General features: G+C 71.8%; 11 protein-coding genes. 7 read left to right on the forward strand and 4 right to left on the reverse strand.

Annotated features, from left to right (window positions below; translation table 11 throughout):
• Window positions 1–441: 441 nt before the first annotated feature.
• Window positions 442–933, reverse strand: coding sequence for an Rv3235 family protein (locus tag ACFC96_RS26500; protein WP_376256798.1), 492 nt, complete (start codon window positions 931–933; stop codon window positions 442–444).
• A gap of 289 nt (window positions 934–1,222) precedes the next feature.
• Between ACFC96_RS26500 and ACFC96_RS26505 the strand changes: the two genes are divergently transcribed.
• Window positions 1,223–1,738 (forward strand): DUF6912 family protein, encoded by a 516-nt coding sequence (locus tag ACFC96_RS26505; RefSeq protein ID WP_376256796.1) that lies wholly within the window; start codon window positions 1,223–1,225, stop codon window positions 1,736–1,738.
• A 46-nt stretch (window positions 1,739–1,784) separates the two neighbouring features.
• Window positions 1,785–2,459, forward strand: coding sequence for an HAD family hydrolase (locus tag ACFC96_RS26510; RefSeq protein WP_376256794.1), 675 nt, complete (start codon window positions 1,785–1,787; stop codon window positions 2,457–2,459).
• 446 nt (window positions 2,460–2,905) lie between these two features.
• Here ACFC96_RS26510 and ACFC96_RS26515 read toward each other — a convergent pair whose 3' ends face one another.
• Window positions 2,906–3,472, reverse strand: coding sequence for a DJ-1/PfpI family protein (locus tag ACFC96_RS26515; protein ID WP_376256793.1), 567 nt, complete (start codon window positions 3,470–3,472; stop codon window positions 2,906–2,908).
• Between the two features lie 479 nt (window positions 3,473–3,951).
• Here ACFC96_RS26515 and ACFC96_RS26520 point away from each other — a divergent pair, with 479 nt between their 5' ends.
• From ACFC96_RS26520 to ACFC96_RS26540, 5 genes are all read left to right on the forward strand, one after another.
• On the forward strand, window positions 3,952–8,886 hold the full coding sequence (locus tag ACFC96_RS26520; RefSeq protein ID WP_376614448.1) for an NAD-glutamate dehydrogenase: 4,935 nt from the start codon (window positions 3,952–3,954) through the stop codon (window positions 8,884–8,886).
• A gap of 267 nt (window positions 8,887–9,153) precedes the next feature.
• Window positions 9,154–10,257 carry a sugar phosphate nucleotidyltransferase gene (locus ACFC96_RS26525; protein ID WP_376256789.1) on the forward strand — a complete coding sequence of 368 codons (1,104 nt, stop codon included), beginning with the start codon at window positions 9,154–9,156 and terminating at the stop codon, window positions 10,255–10,257.
• Between the two features lie 86 nt (window positions 10,258–10,343).
• Entirely contained in the window at window positions 10,344–11,048 is a 705-nt protein-coding gene (locus tag ACFC96_RS26530; protein ID WP_376256864.1) for a polyprenol monophosphomannose synthase, read from the forward strand.
• On the forward strand, window positions 11,045–11,515 hold the full coding sequence (locus ACFC96_RS26535) for a GtrA family protein (protein WP_376256787.1): 471 nt from the start codon (window positions 11,045–11,047) through the stop codon (window positions 11,513–11,515). The genes ACFC96_RS26530 and ACFC96_RS26535 overlap by 4 nt, the downstream gene beginning before the upstream one ends.
• Window positions 11,499–13,013, forward strand: coding sequence for a hypothetical protein (locus ACFC96_RS26540; RefSeq protein WP_376614450.1), 1,515 nt, complete (start codon window positions 11,499–11,501; stop codon window positions 13,011–13,013). The genes ACFC96_RS26535 and ACFC96_RS26540 overlap by 17 nt, the downstream gene beginning before the upstream one ends.
• Here the strand turns inward: ACFC96_RS26540 and ACFC96_RS26545 are convergent.
• Together ACFC96_RS26545 and ACFC96_RS26550 are read right to left on the reverse strand one after the other, a co-directional pair.
• Window positions 13,010–14,701 (reverse strand): glycosyltransferase family 2 protein, encoded by a 1,692-nt coding sequence (locus tag ACFC96_RS26545; protein ID WP_376614451.1) that lies wholly within the window; start codon window positions 14,699–14,701, stop codon window positions 13,010–13,012. The genes ACFC96_RS26540 and ACFC96_RS26545 overlap by 4 nt on opposite strands.
• The gene (locus tag ACFC96_RS26550; protein WP_376614453.1) at window positions 14,698–16,908 is read right to left on the reverse strand and encodes a CDP-glycerol glycerophosphotransferase family protein; all 2,211 of its coding nucleotides are present in this window, start codon (window positions 16,906–16,908) and stop codon (window positions 14,698–14,700) included. The genes ACFC96_RS26545 and ACFC96_RS26550 overlap by 4 nt, the downstream gene beginning before the upstream one ends.
• Window positions 16,909–16,974: the final 66 nt, after the last annotated feature.

Here is a 16,974-nt window from a genome sequence, read left to right on the forward strand (position 1 = left end):
GGGGTGGGCCGCGGCGGCGGTTGTTTCGCCGAGGTGGTCAAGGCCGGCGAGGGGGTGAAAATCGCCGACTTCGTGAACGGGCCGCTCCGCGGGCGCGCCCGAAGCGTCCGCGCTGCCGAGCCGCCACTCCGAGCCGCCCGTCACCCGCTACCGCGAGCCGCCCGCCATCCGTTACCGCGAGCCGGTGCAGGGCGTCGAAGCCGCGACGGTGCCCTGCCGGGCGGGGCGGCGGCCACCGCCCCGCGGAAGGCCGGCTCGGGCGCGTGGTCAGGGCGCCGCGGACACGACGGTGCCGGCCGTCACCTCGAATGAGGCAGCGGTGGCCCTGGCGCGGGCCGGGACCCGGGTGACGTACACGTCGTACGAGGGCGTCGACCACGCCTCGCCGCCGGTGACCGCGCTGGCGAGGTCGACGTCTGGCTCGACGCGCAGTCGGCGCGCTCACGCCCCGGTACCGCGGGTCGGGCGCCCGACCATCTCGACGGCCGTGCAGAGCCAGCGATGGTCGTCGCCCCGATGCAGGCGGAAGGCGAGGGCGTGCAGCCGGGGGCCGGCGCTGATCCGGGCGAAGACTTCGTAGACGCCGGGTTCGGGCTGGTAGTGGCCGATGCCGCGGACGACGGGCTGCCGTCCCCGGTCGTCGAGGGGCCGGTTCTCGGCGAGCCGGATCAGGGCGTCGTAGAGGGAGCCGGCGAAGTGGCGGGACGCCCAGTGGACGGGGCGCTGGCCGCTGAGCACCAGCAGGAGGCGCTCGGTGAACAGCTCGGCGGGGTGGGGCGGCAGCTGGGGCGGGACGCGCACGGGCCGCGCGCCGGGCCTCCTCGCGTCCTGCCTGCCGGGCGGGCGGCCGCCCGGGGGCCGGGTGGTTCCGGGGCGGCGGCGCGGCTGGTCCATGACCTTGCGCAGCGGCTCATGGGCGGTGGGCTCATGCATGTCTGGATCCCCGTTCGGCGTCCGACCGGTGGATACCGATCGGTAACTTCGCTTGGGGATCTTGTACGCGGACGGCGATGCCGCTCACAAGGCCCGAGGCGCCCGGCGAGGGCGGCCGGAAGGATCACCTATCCGGGTGATCGGACGGCGGACGAGCCATGGGGGGACAGGGCTCGGGAGGGTGACGGAGGGCTCCGACGTGGACGTGTGGACGGGTGGTGACCGGCACTCCGAAGGGGGACTCCCGCACGTATCCTGAAGGCCCTCTCGTCGACGAAAGTGGCCCGCCATGCGCGTGTACGTCCCCCTGTCCCTGCCCCGTCTCGCGGAGGCGCACAAGGCGGGCGAACTGGGACCCGGACCGCTCACCGCGTACGCCGTGACGCCCGCGCTGCGCGAGTGGTACGTCTCCGACGACATGGAGGAGCTGGAGTACGCCGCCCTCAACCGCGCGGCGGCGGCGTCGCTGCGGCTGATCGCCGGGCAGCCGGACGCGCCCCGTAAGCGGGTCGTGGTCGCGCTCGACGTGCCGGACGGCGCCGCGGTGGCCGACCCGGACCGCGGGCTCGACCCGGGAGCGCTCGGCGAGGTGCGGATCGCGAACGCGGTCCCCCTGGCCAAGGCCGCGGCCGTGCATGTGGACTCCGCCGACGCCGGGAAGGACGTGACGGCGGCGGCCGCGGCGCTCGGGGCGGCGGACCAGGGCGACGACGACGCGCAGTTCGTCGTCGACGGCGCCGAAGACCACGAGCTCCTCTGGTTCGCCACGCAGGAGATCCCGAACCTGCTCGGCCTGAGTGGCTGACCTGCGCGAACGTACGATTGTCGGTCTCTGCGGATAAGTTCTTGGCATGGGGAAGCACGCAGTCGGAGCACACATCGTCTGGGACTGGAACGGGACGCTGTTCCACGACAATGACGCGGTCATCAGCGCGACCAACGCCGCCTTCGAGGAGATCGGTCTCGAGCCGATCACCCTGGAGCGGTACAGAGAGCTGTACTGCGTGCCGATCCCCCGCTTCTACCAGCGGCTGATGGGCCGGCTGCCCACGGAGGCCGAGTGGGAGCGCATGGACGCCGCCTTCCAGCGGCACTACACGCTTCACCGCACGACCTGTGGGCTCGCCGACGGCGCGGAGCTCCTCCTCGCCGACTGGCGCTCCGCGGGCCGCAGCCAGTCGATCCTCAGCATGTACGGGCATGACGAACTCGTCCCGCTGGTGAGGGAGTTCGGGATCGAGTCGCATTTCCTGCGGATCGACGGGCGCACCGGCCCCTCCGGCGGCAGCAAGGCCGAGCACATGGTCCGCCACCTCGGCGCGCTGGCCGTTTCGGGGGTGGCGCCGGGGCGCACGGTCGTCATCGGGGACGCCGCCGACGACGCGGTGGCGGCGCTGCACGCGGGCGCCAGTGCCGTGCTCTACACCGGCGGATCGCACAGCCGGGCCAGCCTCGAAGGCGTGGGGGCGCCGGTCGTGGACACTCTCGCCGAGGCCGTGGGGGTGGCGCAGCGCCTGGCCGAGTGAGCGCATCCGCTCACGCTCCTCGGTCGGCCGCGTGCGCGGTGACGGTCGTCGGCGGGCCGGAACGCGGGGATTCGGCAGAGCGACCCCGCGCTGATCCGGCGCCCCTCGCCGCCGTTCTCGAACCGCACGGCGGACGCGCACGTGGAGCACATCCCGGCCAAGTCGGGCGTCACGTGCGCACGCCCGGCCGGGGGTGCCGTTTCGCGGGTGGTCGCCCGCGGCAGGGGCGCCGCGGGCGGCAATCCGGTCGGCTCCTCGGGCTGGCGGGGGGACTCCGTCGTGTCGCCCAGGAGCGTCATGCGTGGCGGCCGCCCGTAGACAGGGCAGCCGCCCACCATCCCCTCAGGCCTCAGGCCTCAGGCGACACACGTCAGGGGTCAGGTGTCGCGCGTCAGGGGTCAGGGGTCAGGCGACAGGCGTCGCGCGTCAGGCGTCGGGTTCAGGCCTCAGGTCACCGGTGCCTTGGCGCGCAGCACCGTGAGGAACTCCCGCATCCACGCGGAGTGGTCCGGCCAGGCGCGGGACGACACCAGCGTCCCGTCGACCACCACTTCCGCGTCGCGGAAAGCCGCGCCGGCCGCCTGCATGTCGGGCTCCAGCGCCGGATAGGCCGTGACGTTGCGCCCGCGCAGCCCGTCGACCGCCGCCGTGAGCAGTGGTCCGTGACAGATCTGGGCCACGGGCTTGTCGGCGTCGAAGAAAGACTTCAGAATCTTGCGCAGCTCCGGGTCGTTGCGCAGATACTCGGGGGCGCGGCCGCCCGGGATCACGACAGCGACGTACTGTTCCGGCTCGACCTCGGCGAACGCGAGATCGGCGGGCCAGGTGTAGCCGGGCTTCTCCGTGTACGTGTCGAACCCCGGCTCGAAGTCATGGACGACGAACCGCAGCTTCTTGCGCTCCGGGGCGGCGATGTGGACGTCGTAGCCCTCCTCGCGCAGGCGCTGGTAGGGGTACAGGACTTCCAGTGACTCGGCGGCGTCGCCGGTCAACAGGAGGATCTTGGGTGCCATGGCTGTGCGCTCCCCTCGGAGCCTTCGGGCCGGGGTGTCTTCCCCTCAACGTGGACCCGGCGGGACCGTTAGGCAACCCCTCGTTGCATCCATCCGTGTCGCTGTCCCTGTGCAGAGTGTCAAAGTTCGACCGCTGTATTTGTACACATACGGCTCATGACGACTCCCGGGGGAGGGGCGATAGCCTTGACCCGTGATCAGCGCGATATCTCGCGGGGGCATCGTCGCCCCCTGCCCGCGCCGGGAGCACACGGAGATCGACATCCGTGCCCGGTGCTCCGCTGACCATTCCCTTCGGGACGGAACATGGATGCCGTCCCGGCTCCGGGCAGGAAATACGCCAAAAATGGCGGATAAACGCCCGCTCATCTCTCATCCCGGCATACCGTCGACATCGACCGGAGACCCCGCGTCGTGGCGTTGTGCCGCATCAATTTCTTCAACGTCACGCAACGGCGCGCGACAGGAGCCAGAGGACAATGCAGACCAAGCTGGACGAAGCCAAGGCCGAGCTGCTCGCACGGGCCGCCCGGGTAGCTGAGAACAGCCCGGCAGGGGGGCATCTCCCGGCCGGGACGAATGGCGAGGGGGCTCCGGACCAGGAGTCCGTGCTCGCGTTCCTCCAGCGCTACTACCTGCACACCGCCCCCGAGGACCTGGCCGACCGTGACCCGGTCGACGTCTTCGGAGCAGCCGTCTCCCACTACCGGCTCGCGGAGGTCCGCCCGCAGGGCACCGCGAACGTCAGAGTCCACACGCCGACGGTCGAGGAGAACGGCTGGACCTGCAGCCACTCCGTCGTCGAGGTCGTCACCGACGACATGCCGTTCCTGGTCGACTCGGTCACCAACGAGCTCTCCCGCCAGGGCCGCGGCATCCACGTCGTGATCCACCCGCAGGTCACCGTGCGGCGCGACCTGACCGGCAAGCTCCAGGAGGTCCTGCCCGCGGGCAGCGCCGCCGACAGCCACGACACGCTCACCGAGTCGTGGATCCACGTGGAGATCGACCGGGAGACCGACCGCGCCGACCTGAAGCAGATCACCTCCGACCTGCTGCGTGTCCTGTCCGACGTCCGTGAGGCCGTCGAGGACTGGGAGAAGATGCGGGACTCGGCGCTGCGTATCGCCGACGACCTGCCCAGCGAGCCCACCGCCGACGACCTGCGCGCCCAGGACGTCGAGGAGGCCCGCGAGCTGCTGCGCTGGCTGTCCGCCGACCACTTCACGTTCCTCGGCTACCGCGAGTACGAGCTGCGCGAGGACGACTCGCTGTCCGCCGTGCCCGGCACCGGCCTCGGCATCCTGCGCTCCGACCCGCAGCACGGCGGTGACGACCACCACCCGGTGAGCCCGTCCTTCAGCCGACTGCCCGCCGACGCGCGCGCCAAGGCCCGTGAGCACAAGATCCTCGTGCTGACCAAGGCCAACAGCCGCGCCACCGTGCACCGCCCCTCGTACCTCGACTACGTCGGCGTGAAGAAGTTCGACGCCGAGGGCAACGTCATCGGCGAGCGCCGCTTCCTCGGCCTCTTCTCGAGCGCCGCGTACACGGAGAGCGTCCGGCGCGTGCCGGTCGTGCGCCGCAAGGTCCAGGAAGTGCTGCGGGGCGCCGGGTTCTCGCCGAACAGCCACGACGGCCGCGACCTGCTCCAGATCCTGGAGACGTACCCGCGCGACGAGCTGTTCCAGACCCCGGCCGACGAGCTGCGCGCCATCGTCACCAGCGTCCTCTACCTCCAGGAACGCCGCCGGCTGCGGCTCTACCTGCGCCAGGACGAGTACGGCCGCTACTACTCGGCCCTCGTCTACCTGCCGCGCGACCGCTACACCACCGGTGTCCGGCTGCGGATCATCGACATCCTCAAGGAAGAGCTCAACGGCACCAGCGTCGACTTCACGGCCTGGAACACCGAGTCGATCCTGTCCCGGCTGCACTTCGTCATCCGCGTCGAGCCGGGCACCGAGCTGCCCGTGCTGACCGAGGCCGACACCGAGCGCATCGAGGCGCGGCTCGTCGACGCCGCCCGCTCGTGGGCCGACGGCTTCGGCGAGGCGCTGAACGCGGAGTGCGGCGAGGAGCGCGCGGCCGAGCTGGCCCGCCGCTACTCCGGCGCCTTCCCCGAGGGCTACAAGGCCGACCACTCGCCGCGCGCGGCGGTCGCCGACCTCGTCCACCTGGAGGCCCTCAAGCGCGGCGAGAAGGACTTCGCGCTCTCGCTGTACGAGCCCGTGGGCGCCGCCCCCGGCGAGCGCCGCTTCAAGATCTACCGCACCGGAGCCCCGGTCTCCCTCTCGTCCGTCCTGCCGGTCCTCAACCGGCTCGGCGTCGAGGTCATCGACGAGCGCCCGTACGAGCTGCGCTGCTCGGACCGGACGACCGCGTGGATCTACGACTTCGGTCTGCGCATGCCGAAGTCGCCCAACGGCAACGGCGGCGACTACCTCGGTGACGACGGCCGCGAGCGCTTCCAGGAGGCCTTCACGGCGACCTGGACCGGTGCCGCCGAGAACGACGGCTTCAACTCCCTCGTCCTGAGCGCCGGGCTGACCTGGCGGCAGGCGATGGTGCTGCGCGCGTACGCCAAGTACCTGCGCCAGGCCGGTGCGACGTTCAGCCAGGACTACATGGAGGACACCCTCCGTAACAACGTCCACACCACGCGCCTTCTCGTGAGCCTCTTCGAGGCGCGCATGTCGCCGGAGCGCCAGCGGGCCGGGACCGAGCTGATCGACGGGCTCCTGGAGGAGCTCGACGGGGCCCTCGACCAGGTCGCGAGCCTGGACGAGGACCGGATCCTGCGGTCCTTCCTGACCGTCATCAAGGCGACGCTGCGGACGAACTTCTTCCAGAAGTCCGACGACGGCACGCCGCACGCGTACGTCTCCATGAAGTTCGACCCGCAGGCCATCCCCGACCTGCCCGCGCCGCGCCCCGCCTTCGAGATCTGGGTGTACTCGCCGCGGGTCGAGGGTGTGCACCTGCGCTTCGGCAAGGTCGCGCGCGGTGGTCTGCGCTGGTCCGACCGGCGTGAGGACTTCCGTACCGAGGTCCTCGGCCTGGTCAAGGCGCAGATGGTGAAGAACACCGTCATCGTGCCGGTCGGCGCCAAGGGCGGCTTCGTCGCGAAGAACCTGCCGGACCCGAGCGTCGACCGTGACGCCTGGCTGGCCGAGGGTGTCGCGTCGTACAAGACCTTCATCTCGGCGCTGCTCGACATCACCGACAACCTGGTGGCCGGCGAGGTCGTGCCCCCGGCGGACGTCGTGCGCCACGACGAGGACGACACGTACCTCGTGGTCGCGGCCGACAAGGGCACGGCGACGTTCTCCGACATCGCCAACGCGGTCGCCGAGTCGTACAACTTCTGGCTCGGTGACGCCTTCGCCTCCGGCGGCTCGGCGGGCTACGACCACAAGGGCATGGGCATCACCGCCCGCGGCGCCTGGGAGTCCGTGAAGCGGCACTTCCGGGAGCTGGGCACCGACACGCAGACCGAGGACTTCACGGTCGTCGGCGTCGGCGACATGTCCGGTGACGTGTTCGGCAACGGCATGCTGCTCTCCGAGCACATCCGCCTGGTCGCCGCGTTCGACCACCGGCACATCTTCATCGACCCGCGGCCCGACGCGGCCACCTCGTACGCCGAGCGCCGCCGCCTGTTCGACCTGCCGCGCTCCTCGTGGGCCGACTACAACAAGGAGCTGATCTCCGCGGGCGGCGGCATCTTCCCGCGCTCCGCCAAGGCGATCCAGCTCAACGCGCACATCCGCGAGGCACTCGGCATCGAGTCGGGCGCCGCGAAGATGACGCCGGCCGACCTGATGAAGACGATCCTGCACGCGCCGGTCGACCTGCTGTGGAACGGCGGCATCGGCACGTACGTGAAGTCGTCCGCCGAGTCGAACGCGGACGTCGGCGACAAGGCCAACGACGCGATCCGCGTGGACGGCCAGGACGTGCGGGCCAAGGTGATCGGCGAGGGCGGCAACCTCGGCGCGACCCAGCTGGGCCGTATCGAGTTCGCGCGCAAGGGCGGCAAGGTCAACACCGACGCCATCGACAACAGCGCGGGCGTGGACACCTCCGACCACGAGGTGAACATCAAGATCCTGCTCAACGCGCTCGTCACCGACGGGGACATGACCGTCAAGCAGCGCAACAAGCTGCTCGCCGAGATGACCGACGAGGTCGGCGCCCTGGTGCTGCGCAACAACTACGCGCAGAACACGGCCCTCGCCAACGCGGTCGCGCAGGCGCCCGACCTGCTCCACGCCCACCAGCGCTTCATGCGCCGCCTGGTCCGTGACGGGAACCTCGACCGGGCCCTGGAGTTCCTGCCGGCCGACCGGCAGGTCAAGGAACTGCTGAACTCCGGGCGCGGTCTGAGCCAGCCCGAGCTGGCCGTCCTCCTCGCGTACACGAAGATCACGGCCGCGCACGAGCTGATCCAGACGTCGCTGCCGGACGACCTGTACCTGCGCAGGCTCCTGCACGCCTACTTCCCGCAGGCGCTGCGCGAGCGGTTCTCCGACGCGGTCGACGGGCACGCGCTGCGCCGCGAGATCATCACCACGGTGCTGGTCAACGACACGGTGAACACGGGCGGTTCGACGTTCCTGCACCGGCTGCGCGAGGAGACCGGGGCGTCCCTGGAGGAGATCGTGCGGGCGCAGCTCGCCGCGCGCGAGATCTTCGGCCTCGGTGAGGTCTGGGACGCGGTCGAGGCGCTCGACAATGTCGTCGCCGCGGATGTCCAGACCCGGATCAGGCTGCACTCGCGCCGCCTGGTCGAGCGCGGCACGCGCTGGCTGCTCAACAACCGGCCGCAGCCGCTCCAGCTCGCCGAGACGATCGACTTCTTCCGTGAGGGCGTCGCCCAGGTCTGGTCGGCCATGCCGAAGATGCTGCGCGGCGCGGACGCCGAGTGGTACCAGTCGATCCTGGACGAGCTGAGTGCCGCGGGCGTGCCGGAGGAGCTGGCCGAGCGGGTCGCCGGGTTCTCCTCGGCCTTCCCGACGCTCGACATCGTGGCGATCGCCGACCGCACTGGCAAGGACCCCCTGGCCGTCGCCGAGGTGTACTACGACCTCGCGGACCGGCTGTCCATCACGCAGCTGATGGACCGGATCATCGAGCTGCCGCGGTCCGACCGCTGGCAGTCGATGGCCCGCGCCTCGATCCGTGAGGACCTGTACGCGGCGCACGCCGCCCTCACGGCCGATGTGCTGACCGTCGGGAACGGCGTGTCGACTCCGGAGCAGCGCTTCGACGCGTGGCAGGAGAAGAACGCGCCGATCCTGGGCCGCGCGCGGACGACCCTGGAGGAGATCCAGAGTTCGGACGCCTTCGACCTGGCGAACCTGTCGGTCGCGATGCGCACGATGAGGACGCTGCTGCGCACGCACTCGTAGGGTCCGCATCAGCGAACGGGGGCGCCCCGCACCGGAACTCCGGTGCGGGGCGCCCCCGTTTCACCTCCCGGACTCTTTCCGTTCTCTTCCCTTTCTCCGGCCCGCCTCTTGACCGGGTCTGGCCTGATGGACCGCGCACCCAATCGGTTGCTCCTGAAGGCGCGTCGGCCCCAAGGGGTTTGTCCTAGGCCGCTAAATCGGGCATAACGTCTAAAGTGGACCCGATTGTCGGATCGCCGGCGCGAGCGGAGAGGTCGGGAAGGGTCCATGACGGAAGCGATTGTGCTGGTCGGCGGGCTGGGCACCCGGCTGCGGCCGCTCACGGTCAACACGCCCAAGCCCATAGTGCCCGCGGCCGGAGTCCCCTTCCTGGCCCACCAGATCGCGCGGCTCGCTGCCGCGGGCGTCGACCACGTCGTCCTCGCCACCTGCTATCTCGCCGAAGTCTTCGAGCCGTACTTCGGCGACGGATCGGCGCACGGCGTCCACCTCGAATACTCCGTCGAGTACGAGCCGCTGGGCACCGGCGGCGCGATCCGGCACGCGGCCCGCCGCCTGATCTGCGCACCCGAGGACCCCGTCCTCGTCTGCAACGGCGACATCCTCACCGGCCTCGACACCCGCGCCCTCGTCGACCGGCACCGCGAACGCGAAGCCGATGTCACCCTCCACCTCTCCCGCGTCGACGACCCCAGAGACTTCGGGCTCGTCACCACCGACGACGACGGCTGCGTACTCGCCTTCACCGAGAAGCCGCAGACGCCCGAGGAGATCGTCACGGACCAGATCAACGCGGGCTCCTACGTGTTCCGCAGGTCCGTCATCGACAGCATCCCCGCAGGGCGGGCCGTCTCCGTCGAGCACGAGACGTTCCCCGGCCTGCTCGCCTCGGGCGCCTATCTGCACGGCATGGTCGACGACTCGTACTGGCTCGACCTCGGTCGGCCCGAAACCTTTGTGCAGGCCTCCGCCGACCTCGTGCGCGGGGTCGTCCACTCACCCGCCGTGCCCGGAGTGCGCGGCGAGTCCCTCGTACTGCCCGGCGCCAAGGTCGCCGCCGACGCCTGGCTCGCCGACGGAACCGTCGTCGGGGCGGGCGCCCGGGTAGGTTCAGGGGCCGTCGTCCATGGTTCCGTGCTGCACGACGGCGCGACCGTGGGCGCCGGTGCCTACGTAAGGAAGAGCCTGGTCGGCGCGGGTGCGCGGATCGGGCGGCGCTCCGTCCTGCACGGCAGCGTCATCGGTGACGGCGCCCGCGTCGGCGCCCACAACGACCTGCGGAACGGAACCCGGGTGTGGTGCGAGGCCGTACTGCCCGACCGGGCCGTCCGCTTCGCCTCCCTCGCCGGAGAAGGGCTGACCGAACAGTGAACACGAACTCTCCCGACACCGGGGCCACAGCGACCGCCGCGAAACCGCTGCCCGACGACTGGGCCCGCACCCCCCTCACCGTCGTCATGCCGACGTACAACGAGGCGGGCAACCTGCCCGGCATGGCCGACGCCCTCATGGCGCTCCCGCTCCCGGGCCTGCGCCTCCTCGTCGTCGACGACTCCAGCCCCGACGGCACCGGCGACATCGCCGAGCGGTACGCCGAACGGCACGGTCGCGACCGGATGAGCGTCCTGCACCGAGCCGGGAAGGAGGGCCTCGGCCGGGCCTACGCGGCCGGCATGGCACAGGCCGTCGCCGACGGAGCGCGCTACGTCCTCCAGATGGACGCCGACGGCAGTCACCCCGTCGACAAGGTCCCCGCGCTCCTCGGCACCGCCCTCTCCACCGGCGCCGCCGTCACCATCGGCAGCCGCTACGTCCAGGGCGGCACGCTCTCCGACGCGTGGGGCGCGCACCGCAGGCTCCTGTCCCGCTGGGCCAACGCCTACGCGGGCACCATCCTCGGCACCCGCGTCCGCGACATCACCGGCGGCTTCAACCTGTGGCGCGAGGACGCCCTGCGCGCCATCGACCTGGCGTCCGTGGACAGCGCGGGCTACAGCTTCCAGGTCGAGATGAAGTTCCGCGCCGTGCGCCGTGGCTTCGGCGTCATGGAGGTCCCCATCCACTTCGAGGACCGCACGGTCGGCGAGTCCAAGATGAACCTGATGGTGCAGCTCGAATCGGTCGGCATGCCGTGGAAGCTGCGGGCGAGGGCGCGCCGATGACGGTCCCGACCGCGGTGCGCGAGGCGCCGCCCGTCGTCGTACCCGTCCGGGCCCGCGTGCGGCGCCTGTCCGTGGAGGTCGCCAAGTTCGGCGTCGTCGGCGGCAGCGGCGTCGGCGTCAACTTCCTCGTCTTCAACCTCCTTCTGCACGGCATCGGCCGGGCCCCGATGACGGCGACGGTCCTGGCCAGCTGCGTCGCCATGGGCACCAACTACCTGGGCTTCCGCTTCTTCGCCTACCGGGACCGCGCCTCGCGCACCCGTCGCCAGATCGCGCTGTTCTTCGGCTTCAGCGCGCTCGGTGTCCTCATGGAGAGCGTCCTGTTCTACGCCGGGTACCACGGCGCCTCGATGACCGGGCCCATCGCGTCGAACGTCGCCAAGGCGCTGTCCATCGTCCTGGCCTCGGCGTTCCGCTTCCTCGTCTACCGGACGTGGGTCTTCCAGCACGATGCGCGCCGCGAGTGACGCGGCCCGCAGGGCCGCCGCCCCGCTGGTCCTCCTGCTGCTCCTCGCCCTGCTCGTGGCAGTCGCCGTCCGGCTCCCCTGGGCGGGTGACCTCGGCATCCACGCGGCCACCGTCGAGCGCCTGCGCCACGACCTCCTCGACCCCGGCAACCCGCTGGTCGAGGAGAACACGCCGAGCCCGTACTACTCGCCCTGGACGGTGTTCCTCGGCGCCCTCGCCGACGTCACCGGCCTCGGCACCTTCACCGTCCTGCGCATCGCCGCACTGATCTCGCTGACGCTGCTCGTGACCGGCGTACGGCGGTTCACCGGCACCTTCGCCGACGCGCCCACGGACCGCACCAGGCGCACGGCGGTCACCGTGCTCGTCCTCCTGTGCCTGCTCCTCCTGTGGGGCACGAGCCCGTTCAACTGGAGCGGGTTCCTCGGCCTCAACTCCCTCGCCCTGACCGTCTCCTACCCCAGCACGTTCGCGCTCGGGGTGTCCTTCCACCTCTGGGCGCTGCTGCGCGGGGCGCTCGCACGCGGCGCGGGCCTGCTCGTGTTCCTCGGCCTCGGGCTGCTCTGGTCCGTGATCCTGCTGAGCCATCAGTTCTCGGGCGTCGTCGCGTCGTTCGGCGCGCTGGCGATGGTGGCCGGGGCGCGGCCCTGGCCGGTGCGCGCGGTGTGGGCGCGGCTCGCGGCCGGGCTCGCCGTCGGCGCGGTCGTGCTCGCCGCGTGGCCGTACTACTCGTTCTTCTCGCTCTTCCACGCGCGGGGCCTGGAGGAGATCCACCAGGCCCTGTACGGGAACCTGCTCGGCCGGTACTGGCTCCTGCTGCCCGGCGTCTTCGCCCTCGCCCTGCGCCGGCGCAGGGACCCCCGCGATCCGCTGGTGGTCTTCTTCGTGCTCGGGGCGCTGATGTTCGTGGCGGGCGGGGTGAGCGGCCACTACTCGTGGGGCCGGGTCCTGCCGGCGGCCGTGATCCCCGCGCAGGTCGCGGCGGGCCTCGAGGTGTTCGGGGCGGGGCGCAGGGCGGTACGTACGGCGTTCGCCGCGGTGCTCGGCGCGGCGCTCCTCGCGGGCGCGTGGACCCAGTCGGGCACCCTCGGCTATGTCCTGCCCCGCGACGTCCTGCCCCCGCCGATCGCCGACCGCTACCACCCGCCGTGGCGCGGCTACCAGTGGGTGACGCCCTGGACGAGATACGGGGACGTGGTCCTCGCCTCGATGTTCCCGGCGCGGCAGATCCCCGCGTACGGGCCCTACACCGTCGCCCCCGGCTACCCGGACTTCTTCCTGCCGGACGAGAGGGCCCGCACGCGCGCCGTGGACACCTACTTCGCACCCGGCGCCACGCGGGCCGAACGCCTCGACGTCCTGCGCCGCTACGAGGTGCGGTGGATCGTGAGCCACCGCGACGAGGCCGGCCTCGCCGCCACCGACCCGGCGCTGCACAAGGTCACGACGGGCCCGGGAGGCCAGACCCTCTACGAGGTCGTCGGCGACCCCGGCTAACGCAGCGCGCTCTTCACCAGGCGTACCGCGTTGCGTACGCGCCCGTCCGACGCCGTGGCCAGCCTGCGCGCCACCGGGTGCGTCACCCGGGCCGTGAGCCCCGCGGGCCGCCAGCGGATCTGGAGGCGGCCCGCGCCCCGCCCCTCCGGCTCCAGCGTCACCTGGTGCGTGGCCGCCCCCGAGTGGTAGCCGACGCGGGCGGTGAGCGTGGGGAAGTCCAGCGGCGCGAGCAGGACCGCCGTGTTGCGCAGGCTTCGTTCCTGGAGCTGGAGCATCGGATGCCGTACGCCGTCGAAGCCGTGCACCGGGAGCGGGGCCGCCGCCAGATCGAGGCGCACCCGCCCCTCGAAGACGCCGGGCCGCACCGGGTCGAGCCGCAGTCGTGTCGTCATGCGGTGCCGCCCCGGCGCCACGACCAGAGCGGCGACGTGCGGGCCGACGGCGAGGCGCAGACCGGGGTCGTACGTGCGCACCGACAGGTCGACGGTGGCGCCGGGGCCCCGCTCGATCCGCGTGATCTCGTGCCGGAACTGGGCGCCGGGGAACGGGCGCGAGTACAACTCCTGGTCGGTCAGGTCGAGTTCGCCGCGAGCCTGTTCCGACGACGGGACCACTGACCCCCAGTACACGGCGCCTGACGCGTCCGTGGCCGTCTCGCGCGGGGCCACCACGTGGCCGAGCCCGCGCGCGGCGAGCCGGGCGTCGGCCAGGCGCCCGTCGCGCACCAGCTGGAGGACGACCCGCTCCGGGCGCGGCAGCCGGGCGTACGCGCCCGGGGACAGCGTCGCCAGATACGGGTTCACGATCTCGGCGAAGCCGGCCAGCCACGCGTCGTCCCGCGAGGGCAGGTCACCCGCGTACATGCGGAAGTCGTGCTTGAGGAACTTGTAGTCCTTGTCCTCGCGCACGCCGGCGTGGCCGCCCGCCGCGAGGAACTCGTCGATGAGCTCCTGCACGTGGACGCGGTCGCGGACGTTGCTCAGTTTGTGCCGCTGGTTGGAGATCGACGCGTCGTCCGCGGCGACGAACGGCGCGATGTACCAGCGGTAGACCGGCTCGGGGATGACGGTGAAGGACTTCGCGAGGCAGTACGCCTGCGCCGAGAACAGCTGGTCCTCGTAGTGGATGCCCTCGGGGAAACGCAGCGCGTTGCGATCGAGGAACTCCCGCTTGTACATCTTGCTCGTCGACAAGTGCTCGAAGAACAGGCCGGGTTCGGCGTCGATCCCGTCGACGGTGCGGCGCTCCGCGACCAGGTGCGGCATCCACGTCGACGTGCGGCCCGTGTCGACGCGGACCCGCTCGACCGCGCCCATCGCGAAGTCGATCTCCCGCTCGCGGTGCGCCGCGAGCAGCAGTTCCACCGAGTCCCGGGGGAGTTCGTCGTCGCTGTCGAGGAACATCAGATACGGGGCGCGGGCGATGTCGAGCGCGCGGTTGCGGGGCGCGCTGCACCCTCCGCTGTTCTCCGGCAGGCGCAGGTGGCGCACCCGCGGGTCCGAGGCGGCGAGACGGCGCGCCACCTCGGGGGTGGCGTCCGTCGAGTGGTCGTCGCTGATGACGACCTCGATGTTGCCGTGCGTCTGGTCCAGGACCGAGGCGACGGCGCGCGGCAGCCGCCCGGCGTCGTTGTAGACGATGACGGTGACCGTGACGTCGGGGGTGATCGTCTTCGTGGGCGTGGTCATCGCTGGGCCGCCTCCTCGGGCGTGGGCGCGGGGATGCGCTCGTCGACGGGGATCACCGGGGGCAGCGACGCGTCGCTCTCGCCGAGGAAGACCCGGCGCACGACCCGCTCGGCGGCGTGGCCGTCGTCGAACTCGCAGAACCGGCGCCGGAACGCGGCCCGCGCCTTCACCGACGCCTCGTCGCGCCACGCGCCCGCCGCGAGGATCTCCGTCAGCTCGTCCTGTGTACGGGCGACGTGCCCGGGCGCCTCGGCGATCAGGTCGAAGTAGACCCCGCGGGTCTTCGCGTACATCTCCCAGTCGTCCGCGTAGATCACGATCGGGCGGTCCAGATTGGCGTAGTCGAACATGATCGACGAGTAGTCCGTGACCAGGACGTCCGCGGCGAGGCAGAGGTCCTCGACCGGGTCGTACGTGGACACGTCGATGACCCGGCCGCTGCGGCGCAGCTCCGCGAGCGGTGAGGCCGCCCCGCCGTAGAAGTAGTGGCCGCGCACGAGGAGGACCGTGTCCTCGCCCAGGCGGTCGGCGAGCGTGGCCAGGTCGAGGCGCGGGGTCCAGGAGGCCTCGTAGTCGCGGTGGGTGGGCGCGTACAGGACGGCCCGCCGGCCCGGCGCGATGCCGAGGCGGTCGCGGACAGCCCGGATGTCGGCGGCCGTCGCGCGGTAGAAGACGTCGTTGCGGGGATAGCCGTACTCCAGCGGGACGTAGTGCGCGGGATAGGCGCGCTCCCACATCCGGGTGGAGTGGCTGTTCGACGTGACGCTGTAGTCCCACTTGTCGACGCGGGCCAGGAGCTGGCGGAAGTTGAGGCCCTTGGACGCGGTCGGGTAGTCGATCTGGTCGAGGCCCATGCGTTTGAGGGGTGTGCCGTGGTGCGTCATGACGTGGACGGCTTCGGGGCGCTTGACCACGCCGTTGGGGAAGTTGACGTTGTTGACGAAGTACGCGGCGCGCGCCATCACCTCCCAGTAGCGGCGGGAGCCGGGCACGACGTGGTCGGTGCCGGGCGGCAGGAGCGGCGCGTGGGCCGCCGAGACGACCCACACCTGGTGGATGCGCGGGGCGAGTTCGGTGACCTTCGCGGCGATCGCGGCCGGATTGCAGGACATCCCCCGGTCCCAGTACGCGGAGAACACCGCCAGGTCCGGGTCCACGGGCCGGCGCAGTTCCCGCCGGTAGCGGTGGCCGCGGACCTTCGCGCCGACCCGCCGCTTGTGCTTCCTGACCGCGGACTTCAGGCCGCGCCGCTTGTGGTTGACGCTCTGGAAGGCGCGGTAGCGGGAGTACGCGTCCTCTTCGAGCAGCCGGCGCCGGATGCCTTCGAGCCCCGGGGGCCTGCGGTAGCCCTCCGGCCGCCACGCGACGGCCGCGCGGGAGGCCCGGCGGAAGAACTCGCGGCCCACCGGATCGGGCATCCCGGCGCGGGCCACGATCCGCATGCACTCGGTCGCCATCACGTCGTACAGCACCGCGCGGGGGCCGGTCGGCGTGCCGCGGCCGGCCATCAGCCGCTGGAGGTCCTCGTACTCGCCGACGGGCGCGTAGTACTCCTGCGGGGTGGGCGGCGGCAGGCTCGCGGCGCGCAGCCTGCGCTCGTCGAGCACCACCTGCTGCAGCGCGGTGACGCGGTCGGCGAGGACGAGGGCGGCGCGTGCCGCGAAGCGCTCCTCGGTGGCGGCCAGTTGGTCGCGGTGGTCCCGCCAGAACGCGGCGCGCACGGCGCGGTTGCCGAGCAGCGGGGTGACCCGCAGGAGGTCGGGGCAGTCCGCGAGGGCCAGCTCGCGGTCCCCCGCCCTGGCCAGCAGACGGGTGTCGGGGCCCGGGATGCCGGAGGCGTGCCAGGTCGAGCGGACCTGGTCGGCGAGTACGACATCGACGCGCTCGGCGCCGTCCGGCAGGCCCGCGACCCGGTCCCGCAGCGCCCGCAGGGCGCCGGGGGGCACCCGGTCCTTGGCGTGCACGAACAGCAGCCACGCGCCCGAGGCCCGCTCGCCGCCGGCCGCGCGGGCCTCCTCGTCGGAGAGGGCGCCGGGCAGGGCCAGAACGGTGACGCGGCCCGGCACGTCGGCGGTCGGTGCAGGATCGTCCACGGCGGCGACGACGAGCTCCGCCCCCTCGGGCAGCTGGCCGGTCACGCTGTCCAGACAGTCGGCGAGATGTCCCTGCACGTCCCGGCCGTACACGATGACGCTGAGTTCCTGCACGGTCGCCGTCCCTTCTTCTCCTGGCGCACCATAGTGTCACCAATCGGATAAAAGGGATAAGGGAGT

This window comes from Streptomyces sp. NPDC055955 (assembly GCF_042270245.1).
Taxonomy (GTDB): Bacteria; Actinomycetota; Actinomycetes; order Streptomycetales; family Streptomycetaceae; genus Streptomyces.

Excerpts from the sequence above, each read along its gene's own strand:
- ACFC96_RS26500 (WP_376256798.1), bottom strand. The coding sequence starts at position 933 with ATGCATGAGCCCACCGCCCATGAGCCGCTGCGCAAGGTCATGGACCAG.
- ACFC96_RS26525 (WP_376256789.1), top strand. The coding sequence starts at position 9,154 with ATGACGGAAGCGATTGTGCTGGTCGGCGGGCTGGGCACCCGGCTGCGG.
- ACFC96_RS26520 (WP_376614448.1), top strand. The coding sequence starts at position 3,952 with ATGCAGACCAAGCTGGACGAAGCCAAGGCCGAGCTGCTCGCACGGGCC.
- ACFC96_RS26535 (WP_376256787.1), top strand. The coding sequence starts at position 11,045 with ATGACGGTCCCGACCGCGGTGCGCGAGGCGCCGCCCGTCGTCGTACCC.
- ACFC96_RS26545 (WP_376614451.1), bottom strand. The coding sequence starts at position 14,701 with ATGACCACGCCCACGAAGACGATCACCCCCGACGTCACGGTCACCGTC.
- ACFC96_RS26540 (WP_376614450.1), top strand. The coding sequence starts at position 11,499 with ATGCGCGCCGCGAGTGACGCGGCCCGCAGGGCCGCCGCCCCGCTGGTC.
- ACFC96_RS26530 (WP_376256864.1), top strand. The coding sequence starts at position 10,344 with ATGCCGACGTACAACGAGGCGGGCAACCTGCCCGGCATGGCCGACGCC.
- ACFC96_RS26510 (WP_376256794.1), top strand. The coding sequence starts at position 1,785 with ATGGGGAAGCACGCAGTCGGAGCACACATCGTCTGGGACTGGAACGGG.
- ACFC96_RS26515 (WP_376256793.1), bottom strand. The coding sequence starts at position 3,472 with ATGGCACCCAAGATCCTCCTGTTGACCGGCGACGCCGCCGAGTCACTG.
- ACFC96_RS26505 (WP_376256796.1), top strand. The coding sequence starts at position 1,223 with ATGCGCGTGTACGTCCCCCTGTCCCTGCCCCGTCTCGCGGAGGCGCAC.